Source organism: Gelidimonas diazotrophica, from assembly GCF_055694025.1.
Window position 1 is genome coordinate 1,388,203 of sequence record NZ_CM146349.1, and the last position, 11,714, is coordinate 1,399,916.

Here is an 11,714-nt window from a genome sequence, read left to right on the forward strand (position 1 = left end):
AGCTCCTTAGGATAGAGGCATTTAAGAACATATTGATCCAGTTGCCTTAGTACTGGATCACTCTAGCTACGTTGTAATTCCCGTATTGGCGAACCACAGCATTAGATGCGGTTGAAGACTGTGTAACGTCGGCGCGGTTACCGTTGCCGAACTGTTCGATGAATGCCATGTTGCCAGCGCCGCTTTGCGTGACGTTGGCCGTATTGGCAGCGCCTTGCTGATGTAAATCGATTGCGTTGAAGCTGCCGGATTGCGTGATCCAAGCCAGATTGTCACTGCCGCCCTGGATCGCTTGAAGGAGGTTGGCCTGGCCGGACTGGAAAGCCTGCAGCTGATTGTTCGAACCGCTCTGGCCAATCTGCGCGAATTGCGACATTTCTCGTTGTTCAAGCGCCGCCTGATTGAATTGGCCATCCTGGAATACGATCGCTCTATGGCCTGGGTTGCCAGCCAGCGAAAGCTCTGCTGCAGCCAGGTCGGCGGCGATCGCCGAGGTCGCCGGCAGCAGCGCGAAGATTGCGGCAATTGCCAGTACACCAGCTCGAATCGGTGTCATGGCTGACGAGCTTCCACTGTAAGTCGATACTGCATACAGGCCGTTATGCCGCCGCATCGATTTGTTTTCGCTTTCAATCATCAAGAGCTTTCGTTATTGGTAATGAAACAGCGTGATATACCGTGAAGGACGATGCCGGCGTGCTTCACGCACCCGCTACTACAGATCAAACTTTTTGTTCGGTAGTAGATGGTCTTGGCAGCAGCGACATAAGAAAACGTAAGCAAACAAAAGCAATCTAAGTGGGTACCTTCTGCACCGGGTTGTCTTTCAATGACGCCGGCAAGTCGGGTTCCACCTGGCCGTATGAGCTGGCTTCGCGCAGATACGTCTGGATCAATGGGTTGTACCAGTCTTGCCCGTCTTTCAATTCCCAAATCTGATCCTTCAGTCCCTGCACGACAAGGTGCACTACTGCCGACTCGATCGCTTCTTTGACGCACAATTGCGTCGGTTCGTTGCGCGTCATGCCGGCTTCGAATTGAACCAGATCCTTGAAGTTGACAAACTTGAATACGCTTGGACGCACTTCGTAGGAAAAGATCGTCTTGGTGGTCGACACGCTGTTCATTACCTGGCCGCTACGGATATCGACGCTGCGCAGGTTGATGGTGACCTGGTCTACCCGGTACTGGGTAGAAAGCCCGATGCCCAGGAAGTTGGCTCCGACGCCGCCAGTGCGCACGTTGCTTTCATACGCGATGACGCCGCCCTCGACGATGATCGACGCGGGCACCAACTGTTGAATCTGAATCGGAGGATTATTCTTATCCTGCGGGAGTTCCAGCGCGCGCACGATCTTGCGTTCAGTGAGCAGGTTCTGAAGATTCTCGCGTTCCACCGGCGTGAACCAGCCGGAATCTTTCAGCGCCTTGACCAGCATCGAAGCAGCGCCTTGAGTCACCGAGGTCGAAAAGGAACTGTCAGGCGAGGACTTGTATTGGCCGGTCTGGTCGCGGAAACCGTACACGGCGACAGCGACCTTGCCCTTGGGCTTGGGAAGCTGCAGCAGGTCGTGCGTGATCTTGGTTGCCGGCGTCAGTTGCGCATTTGCCGCAACGTCGGACGGTATCTGCTGTGTTGCGCAACCGGCGAGCAGTAAGGCTGCAATCAGCAACGGTCCGGTCAGGCAGCGCGGCAATGGCGTGCTGGCCGATGTCTGGCATATCCGGCGCCAGGCTAACGTTCGGGCGGCGCTCATTTTCCCACCTGAAATGAAGTCGAGCCGCCGGTGACCTTGTCGGTGGTCGTGATCTGCAACAGGCCGCTGCCCAAATCGACGATTTTGATACTGAAGTTGCCGGTCTCGACAGTGCCCGGAGTCAGTTGGCCGCTCGCCCCCATAACGCCGGATGTCGCTGCAGAAGACAATTGACTCAGGATTGATCGCTCCAGCATATCGTTGAACTGTTGCAGCGGAGTTTTCTGTAAAAACGGAGAAACGGTCTTGGCGTCCGGGTCCTTGTGCTTGTTCGTCACTTGCGCCGAATTCAGCAGGCCAGGTGCGTTTAACGGGTTGCCGCCGAAGTTTGGGTTGATCGGCACATAAACCATTTCGCTCGCAGCAACGTTCGTTGTTGACAGTCCAATCAGCAGAGCTGGAACAGCCAATGCGAGAAGGCGCATTATTTTGTTATTCAGCTTCATTTTTCTCTCCCTATTCTCATATCTCTTATCGATTTACATTTCATCCGGGCCAATGTCCTGGTCACGAAAGAACAGGCGCTGCGTTTCTGTATCTACTACGTTCTTGTATGCAATCTCGACGGCCTGCTCGCTAATGGCTTTGATATTGCTGCGGTTTGCTGGCAGTACTGCTTCGAACACCCTGTGATGCGCATATTCGACCGAGACCTTGTTGCCCCAGCGAGCAGAGGGACGCTCGCGAATCGCGATGGCGAAGCGTTCGTTCAGTGGCTGGTCCCGCCACAATGTGACGAAATACTGATAGAAGTCCTGGCCCGCCACAGTGATGGTCTGATCCGTGACAATGCCGCCGTACTGTTCTTGTAATGTTCCCCCGTTGATTTTCTTGCCACTGGTTTCCAGTCCGTTTTTGGTATCCGTGAGTTTGTCGTTGGTGACTTCGTTTTGATCCGGCGCAGCAAACGCCAGCGTCATCCATGTCATCAGTGCAGCTGCTACAGTTATCAGACGAGACATATCGATTCATTTCCTTCCTTCTTCTGGCTATTGCCATCACCTTTTTACTAACATCACGTTGCGATTGGAGTGGTGGACATCAAACACTGGAATCTCACTAACGCAAGTGCTTCCCTATACTGCTGCCTTGCAATTGAAACAAGTATTTCGTTAAAAATTTGTCATGTGTTCTTTATACAAGATTTTTTTATGCAATTTTTCAAGACAACAATATGTTTGTTTTATGTCAATAAAATTTCTTGAGTAAAATATTGTCAAGTGAAATTATTAAAATTTCTGCGAGAGATTAATGACGCCCGCCGGATAGGGCATAGGCGGGGCCTGATGGTCGGCAGTAAATGCAATGCAGATGGAGTTTTGCGCGGCTTTTAGAAGAAATCTGAGTCGCCTTGCTACTGATATTTGTGTCGCTTTGCGCTCGCTGCGGTCGGATTTCAGTAAAGCGGCAATCAGGGCTTTTTACATCAATCAGATACGGGTGCAACCTCACACGTCCCAATATCATGCCGGAAGACGTGGTTTTACAATCGAGGGGTGCGGATAAGCCGCTTACTTTTTGCCGGTATGATGGCGCATTCAGTAATGCCAAAACACTTACGCCAATCGGGAAAACCTCATGATGAACAACACCTTGCGTAATATTGTGCAAAAAATGCCGAAGGCTGAACTGCATATCCACATAGAAGGATCGCTGGAGCCGGAACTGATTTTTGCGCTTGCCAAGCGTAATCAGATTGCGCTGGCGTATCCCTCGGTCGAGGCGTTACGCAGCGCCTATGCATTTACCGACTTGCAATCCTTCCTCGATATTTACTATGCAGGCGCCAGCGTATTGCAAACTGAGCAAGACTTTTATGACATGACCGCCGCTTATCTGGCGCGGGCGTGGGCTGACAATGTGCGCCACGCCGAGATTTTCTTCGATCCGCAAACCCACACTGCGCGCGGGGTGCCGATCGACGTGGTGATCAACGGCATCCACCGCGCCTGTGCCGAGGCGCAGCAACAGTTTGATATCAGTGCCACGCTGATCCTGTGCTTCTTGCGCCACTTGTCCGAGGAAGACGCGTTCGAGACGCTGGAGCAAGCGTTGCCCTGGCGTGAAAAGTTCATCGGCATCGGTCTGGATTCCTCCGAGCGCGGCCATCCGCCGGAGAAATTTGCCCGCGTGTTCGCCCGCTGCAAGGAACTGGGCTTGCATCTGGTGGCCCACGCCGGCGAAGAAGGGCCGCCGGCCTACATCTGGACCGCGCTCGACGTGCTGAAGGTGGAGCGCATCGATCACGGCGTGCGCTGCCTGGAAGATGCTGCGTTGACGCAGCGTTTGGCCAGGGACAAGGTGCCGCTGACGGTGTGCCCGTTATCCAACCTCAAGCTGCGCGTGGTTGACAACATGGCCGCGCATAACTTGCTGCAACTGCTGGAGGCGGGGCTGGTGGCAACCGTCAATTCGGACGATCCGGCGTATTTTGGCGGCACTATAAATGACAATTTCATCGCCATCTTCGAGGCACTGCCGTTGACGCTGCAGCATGCACAGCAACTGGCGCGCAACAGCTTTCAGGCCGCATTTCTGGATGACGCAATAAGGGCGCGTTATCTGGAAGAAGTGGATGTTTATTTCTGCGAGGCGGATTGGGGCGGATGAGTTCCTTGTGAGGCGTTCCTTGTCGGGCGGGTACAACCCGCGCTTTGCGTGCGGTCAAAAATGTGGGTTGCACCAACCCTACTTTATAGGGGGTATTTTTACTTGCCGCATATTTAATATGCGGCAAGTGCATCGTTTTTTGGCATACAAAGGTATGTATATAAATACTACAGCGGCGTGTTGCTAGCCGTTTCCCTTGTGTGCCCTGTTAATATTTGAAAGGCTGACGAATTGATTTTCAAGCAATCCTTGCGCATGACGTTGCGCGACTGGCGTGCGGGTGAGTTGCGCTTTCTGCTGATTGCACTGGTGGTGGCCGTTGCCGCCTTGTCTTCGGTCGGTTTTTTTGTCGACCGCATGCGTACCGGGCTGGAGCGTGATGCGCTGCAATTGATCGGTGCCGATTTGCTGATCCGGGCCGATCAACCGATCGATGCGGGCTGGCGTGCCGAGGCGCAGCGGCGTGGCCTTAAATTGGCCGATACCGTAACTTTTCCCAGCATGGCAACGGCAGGGCTGGGGAACGATTCAGTATCACAGTTGGCCGCGCTCAAGGCGGTGTCGACCGGCTATCCATTGCGCGGCAGCATGAAGGTTTTTGATCAATTCGATGGGCCGGAAAACGTCACGCGCGCGATTCCGGCAGCCGGCACGGTGTGGGTTGATCCGGTGCTGCTGACCAGCTTGCACCTTGCGGTCGGTAGCCCGCTGCGGCTAGGCGACAAGGTGTTTGAAATTGCCAAGCTGATTGCCGCAGAGCCGGATCGCGGCTCGGGCTTCATGAGCTTTTCGCCCCGCGTGATGATCGCTGCCACGGATTTGGCGGCAACCAATCTGGTGCAACTCGGCTCGCGCGTGACCTACCGCTTGCAGGTGGCGGGCGAGCCGCTGGCGGTCACCGCCTTCCAAAGCTGGATACAGCAGCGCATCAAGACCGATGACCGCAAAGGCGTCTCGCTGGAATCGCTGGAATCCGGTCGCCCCGAAATGCGTACCACGCTGGATCGCGCCGGCCAGTTCCTGTCGCTGGTCGGGCTGCTGTCGGCGATGCTGGCGGCGGTGGCAATCGCGATGGCGGCGCGGCGTTTCATGGTGCGCCACCTGGACGCCTGCGCGATGCTGCGCTGCCTGGGTTTGACCCAGAACGAAGTCACGCTGCTGTATCTGAATGAATTCCTGCTGATCGGCTTGGCAGGCAGTTTGCTGGGCGTACTGACCGGCTTTGCCGCCCATTTTGTGCTGCTGGAGTGGCTCGGGCAACTGGTATCGCAATCATTGCCGCCGGCGTCGATTTTGCCGGCGCTGCAGGGTGTCGCGATCGGCCTGTTGTTACTGGTCGGTTTTGCATTGCCGCCGATTTTGCAGCTGCGCAATGTGCCGCACAATCGCGTGATCCGGCGCGAACAGGAAGCGCCCAAACCGATGGCGCTGGCTACTTACGGCTTGGGCGGCGCGGTGTTTGTCGCACTGCTGTTGTGGCAGGCAGGGGATGTCAAGCTGGGTTTGATTACCGCAGCGGCATTTTTGCTCGGGCTTGCTGGCTTCGCCCTGATCGGCTGGCTCGCTCTGAAATCGCTGCGCAGCCTGCGCGGCGCCATCAATAGCCAGAGCTGGCGCTTCGCGGTGACTTCCCTGCAACGCCGCCCCGCGGCCACCGTGGTGCAGATCGTCGCCCTGGCACTGGGTTTGATGGCATTGCTGTTATTGACCGTAGTCCGCGGCGACTTGCTCGGCGCCTGGCGCAATGCGACGCCGCCGGATGCCCCGAATCATTTTGTGATTAACATTCAGCCTGAACAGAAAGCGCTGATCGATGCCCGTTTCGCGCAGCAAGGCATCAAGGGTGCAACCCTGTATCCGATGATTCGCGGCCGGCTAATCGAAGTCAACGACAAAGCCATTGATGGCGCAGGTTATGAAGATGAGCGCGCCAAACGATTGGTGGAACGCGAATTCAATCTGTCCACCATGGCAGGCTTGCCGCCCTTGAATAAAATCGTCAGCGGGGGCTGGTACGACGACAGCAAACCCGAAGCGTCCGTCGAGCAAGGGCTGGCCAAGACCCTGAACCTGCAACTGGGCGACACGCTCGCTTTCGAGATCGCCGGCCAAAGAGTGGCAGCGCCGGTGACCAGCATCCGCAAGCTGGACTGGAGTTCGATGCGGGTCAATTTCTTCGTGATCCTGAACCCGAAGCTGATGGCCGATATGCCGCAGAGCTGGATAACGGCCTTTCATCTGCCGCCGGCAGCGGGCAATTTCGTCAATGACTTGACGCGCGATTTCCCGAATTTGACGGTGGTCGATCTGGGCAGCGTGCTGCGGCAGATTCAGACGGTGCTGGATCAGGTGATTACTGCAGTCGAATTCCTGTTCCTGTTCACGCTGGCGTCCGGCGTGCTGGTGTTGTATGCGGCGCTGGTCGGCACCCAGGACCAGCGTATGCAAGAGTCCAGCCTGTTGCGCGCGTTGGGTGCGACGCGCAAGCAGTTATCGCGGGCGCAATGGATTGAATTCTTGCTGGTCGGCAGTTTGGCCGGTTTGCTGGCTGCCAGCGGCGCGGCGGCAGTCGGCTGGGCACTGGCTACCTTCGTGTTCGATTTCGAATGGAGCTTCAATCCGGTAGTCTGGCTGGCCGGCATCTTCGTCGGTGCGCTGTGCGCCTTCATTGGCGGCTGGTTCGGACTGCGCAATGTGCTGAACCGGCCGCCGCTGGAAACCTTGCGTGACGCCTGAGGAAATGTTGGAGCGCATTACGGAATCACTTGTCGTATCCGGCAAGAACGCAATGCGGTTTTAATCCAACCGTACACAATTGGGACTTACGCAAAATACGGCTGTATAAATTGTGTAGACCTCGTAGTGCAGGCCTCCGTGCCTGCGCCCTGTAACCCAATGCAGGCACGGAGGCCTGCACTACTGGGTATTGCGTGAGTTATGACAATAAAAATCCTATGCCGCCATCGACATCTCGGCGCAAACTGGCGCACGTTTTAATCTAAGCACAACAGGAACATACAGTGGACTTATTTCCCCAGCATTGGCTCACCAATACATTGCTCGATGATGGCTTCATTGCCAAAAAAATGAGTGAATTACGGGAAAAGCCGATTCCTTACGATTTGCAAGCATGGCTGGAGGAAAATTTCGATGTCTCCAGATTGTCGGCCCGTAGCGAGGCGCAGCTGGAAGAAAAATTTATCGGCCCCTTGCTCGCCCAGTTAAGCTGGACCAAAGTCTCGCAAGAAACCATCACAGTACAAGGCAAACTTGCCAAGCCCGACTGGTGTTTGCTGGTGCATCCCGAACAAGACAACGTGCTCATCGCTAGCAAGGACCATACCCTCATTACGGCGATTTGCGAATCCAAAGCGTGGGATAAAACCCTCGACACCGGCAAAGCAGATCGTGATAAAAATCCCCATCACCAGCTTCAGGATTACCTCAGCACTTTGCGAGTGCGATTTGGGTTTTTAACCAATGGCCACATCTGGCGGGTGTATGACACCGATAAAATCACTGCCAAAAAAACTTTTATCGAGTTCGATTTAGAACGTCTGTGGGCGGTCGAGAATGTCGAGGAAAAAGCGCAAGGTTTAGCATTATTCGCTTTTTTCTTTGGCCGAGATACGTATCTTCAACCGACAGAAGCCGGTCAAGTCAGCGCCATTGAACAAGCCATTTCCGCTTCCAGCGACTTCACGCTAGAGGTTGAAGAAAACCTCAAGGCTGTAATTTACGGCTATGCGGGAGAGAATTCACTGTTTGAAATCATGGGTCGGGCGATCCAGAAAGCCAATCCCAAAACCAGTCTTGCCAGTGTCTATGAAAACAGTGTGGTGCTGCTATTTCGCCTGCTATTCGTGGTGTACTTCGAGGACAAAAACAACGATCTGCTGCACAAGCATCTGTTCTACCAGCGTTACAGCCTGGCCCATATTTTTGAAACCTTGCGTGCCCAGTCACCGGATCGCGGCGATCTGCATGACGGCGTGTACGCTCTTAAACAACTCTTTGAAATGCTGGATGAAGGTGCCGAGGATATCGACATTCCACTTTTCAACGGTGGCTTGTTTGATCCGGCGCGTGCGCCCTTGCTACTCAAGCCTAAAATTTTCGACAACGCGACCTTGCACCAATTGCTTGAAAAATTGCTCTTCAAGACCAACCGCGGCACCACCCTTTTTGATACCCGGCGCGATTTCAAAAACATGAGCGTGACCCACTTAGGCCGCATTTACGAAGGCTTGTTGGAGTTCCGCTTTGAACGCGCCACCGAGACGGCTGTTTACCTCGAATTTGAAAGTAGCGCCACCAAAGGCAAAACCGTTGAGGCTTACTATGATGCCTACGACTTAGCTAATATCCGAAAAGAAAAAGGGTATCGCGCATGGCGTGAGATCAGCGTCCTAAAAGGCGATGTTTTTCTCAAGAGTGCCAGCAATTCACGTAAAACAACGGCCAGCTATTACACGCCGGCCGTCTTGTCGCAGCCGCTGGTGAAAGCCAGCATCGACCACGCTATTGCATCCGCTGCCGCTGGTGGCAAAGCGTTCATGGATCTCAAGATTCTCGACAACGCCTGCGGTAGCGGCCACTTTTTGGTAGAGGCGCTGGGCTACTTGACCGATTTGGCGCTGGCGCGATTAGACACGGACGCCGACTTGCAGCAACTCGTGGCGGGCGAACGCACCAAAATCGCCGGGCAACTGCGCTTTCTTAATCTGGATTATGTGCCCGATGACGCACAAATACTCAAGCGCGCCTTGCTCAAACGTTGCATCTTCGGTGTTGATTTAAATCCTTTTGCCGTCGAGTTGGCGCGTCTGTCTTTATGGATGGATAGCTTTATCTTTGGCACGCCGCTGTCGTTCATTGAACATCACGTTCGGCATGGCAATGCATTGATGGGTGCCAGCGTGCAAGACTTCATTCAATACAACGCCACCGAAGTCAAGCAAGACGATATGTTTGTCGAAAAACTCGGCTCCCGCTTTGACGAACTGCGTAGCGTAATGCACGAGCTCGATGCCATGCGCGACACCACGGCGGAAGAAGTAGGGCATTCCAAGGAACTCTGGAAAAATACCATTGCTCCTAAACTCAATTTGCTGTCGCGGGCGTTGAGCTTTATTTGCACCCGTCGCGCCATGCTGGCCGAAGGCGATAGCAAAGCGTGCCAGGCACTCGATAAAACTCCAGACCTGCTTACCCAGTTATTCGACGAAACCAAAAACAAAAGCCTCGCACTCAAGCAAGTGGAAGATTATGCGCGGCGCTATCACTTTTTTCACTATGAAGTCGCTTTTCCCGAAGCCTTTGCACGGGAGAAAAAAGGCTTTGACATCATTATTGGCAATCCGCCGTGGGATAAAACCAAGTTTTCCGACACCGACTTTTTTCCGCAGTATCACAGCAATTACCGCAGCCTGAAAAACGCTGATAAAGCTGCTGTGCAAAAGCGGCTGCTGGAGAGCGAGCACATCGCCGCCGCCTATCAAGCCACCCAGCGCAATATGGAAGTGACCAACGGCTATTACAAAGCCGCTTTCCCGCTCAACAAAGGAGCTGGCGACGGCAATTTGTTCCGTTTCTTTGTTGAGCGCAACCTTAGCTTGCTCGCCTCAGGGGGAAGTCTCAATTACGTGTTGCCCAGCGCACTGATGTTTGAAGAAGGCTCCGCAGCCTTGCGTCGGCACATCTTTACGCAGTGCCATATGCCGTTTTTCTATAGCTTTGAAAATCGAAATGGTATTTTTCCAGATGTAGATTCGCGCTATAAATTCGCTCTGATGCAGGTCGTCAACAGCGGGCCCATTGATGTGCAAGACAAGGTTATCGACACGGCCTTTTATGTGCTTGATCCTGCTGAGTTGAACAATAAAGAGCGCCATATTTCCTATTCTTTAGAAACGCTGAAAGCGCTTTCTCCACAGCAATGGGCGTTGATGGAGCTGCGCGACGGCGCAGATTTGTCTATTCTGCAAAAGTGCTATGGGGCGTTCGAGCCACTATCCAGCGACTGGCTGGATTTTCGGCGCGAGTTAGATATGACCAACGACAAAGACCTGTTCATTGAAAAAGAGGCCGCAGGCATGCTGCCGCTGTATCAAGGAAGAATGATTTGGCAATACAGTCATGTGTACGATACGCCGCAATACTGGCTCGACGCCGCTGCATTTGACGAACGCTTGACAAGCAAAGAGCTGCACCGTATGGCGCAAGACTTGGACTTGCCGAAGGCCGAGGCGGCCAAGCACGATCACGCGGTGCGTTACGACCGAGAATTTTTGCGACTGGGGTTTCGTGACATTGCCCGCGACACCGATGAGCGCACGTTGATTTTTTCACTTCTATCCAAAAACATTGGTGTCGGGAACAAAATTAACGTCAGTATTCCGAAAACCTATGTGCGCAGTGTGGACGAGGGTGTAACGACGCAAGTAGTTTCGCCGCTGCGCCTGTTGTTTGCTTTGGCGTGGTTCAACAGTTTGGCTATGGACTGGATGGCGCGCTTCATGATTCAGATTACTGTCAATAAAACCTATCTCTACCGCTTGCCTATGCCGCAACCGAGCGACGACGAAATTCGCGGCAACGCTGATTACGCCTTGCTTGCCAAAAATGCGCTGCTGCTGAGTTTGGCTGCAAGTTGGGATGATTTTTCCGAACTTGCCGTGCTGTTTGATATTCACAGCAAAGATCTGCCGCAAAGCGTCAAGGCGCAAGATATCCTGCGTGCGCAAAACGATAAACTGGTCGCCCAGCTTTACGGCATTACAGATGCCGAATTCGCCCATTTGCTGCGCAGCTTTAAGGTGATGGCGGGTAAGCGCCCAGAGTATTTGACGCTACTACACTAAAGAACATGCATAACCAATATCTATGACAACTGAAGAATCCCCAACAACCTCCGCGTTCGAACTGATTGGCGGCGCTACCAAGTTGCGCGAATTGGTAGACCGTTTTTATGATCTGATGGAGTTGGAGCCGGAATTTTCCGGCATCCGCAAGCTGCACCCGACCCAGCTCGATGACACGCGCGACAAGCTGTACTGGTTTTTATCAGGCTGGATGGGCGGCCCAGATTTATACGTCGAGCGTATCGGCCATCCGCGTTTGCGCGCCCGCCATTTGCCGTTTCCGATTGCGTCAGACGAGCGTGACCAGTGGTTACGCTGCATGGCGTGGGCGATGCAAGACAGGGACGTGGAGGATGCGCTGCAATTGCGTTTGATGGAATCGTTCTTTAGAACCGCTGATTGGATGCGCAACAAGGCAGAATGCCCGGTGCATGGTGCGTAGGGGCACGACACGGTAGGGGCACGGCATGCCGTGCCCCTACAT

General features: G+C 54.0%; 8 protein-coding genes. 4 read left to right on the forward strand and 4 right to left on the reverse strand.

All coding sequences use genetic code 11. The annotated features are described in order from the left end of the window. Positions 1 to 46: 46 nt before the first annotated feature. From KGFNPO_RS06490 to KGFNPO_RS06505, 4 genes are all read right to left on the reverse strand, one after another. A complete protein-coding gene (locus KGFNPO_RS06490; RefSeq protein WP_472633714.1) occupies positions 47 to 637 on the reverse strand; it encodes a hypothetical protein in 591 nt (196 codons plus the stop codon). Between the two features lie 157 nt (positions 638 to 794). Further along, the gene (locus tag KGFNPO_RS06495; protein ID WP_472633716.1) at positions 795 to 1,757 is read right to left on the reverse strand and encodes a CsgG/HfaB family protein; all 963 of its coding nucleotides are present in this window, start codon (positions 1,755 to 1,757) and stop codon (positions 795 to 797) included. Continuing rightward, complete coding sequence (locus tag KGFNPO_RS06500) at positions 1,754 to 2,203, reverse strand: curli assembly protein CsgF (RefSeq protein WP_472633718.1); 450 nt, start codon at positions 2,201 to 2,203, stop codon at positions 1,754 to 1,756. Before KGFNPO_RS06500 ends, KGFNPO_RS06495 begins: the two co-directional genes overlap by 4 nt. 33 nt (positions 2,204 to 2,236) lie before the next feature. Beyond that, entirely contained in the window at positions 2,237 to 2,719 is a 483-nt protein-coding gene (locus KGFNPO_RS06505; RefSeq protein WP_472633720.1) for a CsgE family curli-type amyloid fiber assembly protein, read from the reverse strand. A gap of 616 nt (positions 2,720 to 3,335) precedes the next feature. On the opposite strand from KGFNPO_RS06505, the gene KGFNPO_RS06510 reads away from it, so the two are divergent. The 4 genes from KGFNPO_RS06510 to KGFNPO_RS06525 all read left to right on the forward strand — a co-directional run bounded on the left by KGFNPO_RS06510 (position 3,336) and on the right by KGFNPO_RS06525 (position 11,672). Then, the gene (locus tag KGFNPO_RS06510) at positions 3,336 to 4,367 is read left to right on the forward strand and encodes an adenosine deaminase (protein WP_472633722.1); all 1,032 of its coding nucleotides are present in this window, start codon (positions 3,336 to 3,338) and stop codon (positions 4,365 to 4,367) included. Positions 4,368 to 4,601: 234 nt separating this feature from the next. Continuing rightward, positions 4,602 to 7,103 carry an ABC transporter permease gene (locus KGFNPO_RS06515; protein ID WP_472634407.1) on the forward strand — a complete coding sequence of 834 codons (2,502 nt, stop codon included), beginning with the start codon at positions 4,602 to 4,604 and terminating at the stop codon, positions 7,101 to 7,103. A 386-nt stretch (positions 7,104 to 7,489) separates the two neighbouring features. Further along, a complete protein-coding gene (locus KGFNPO_RS06520; protein WP_472633724.1) occupies positions 7,490 to 11,230 on the forward strand; it encodes an Eco57I restriction-modification methylase domain-containing protein in 3,741 nt (1,246 codons plus the stop codon). 22 nt (positions 11,231 to 11,252) lie between these two features. Then, positions 11,253 to 11,672, forward strand: a complete 420-nt coding sequence (locus KGFNPO_RS06525; protein ID WP_472633726.1) for a group II truncated hemoglobin — start codon at positions 11,253 to 11,255, stop codon at positions 11,670 to 11,672. Positions 11,673 to 11,714: the final 42 nt, after the last annotated feature.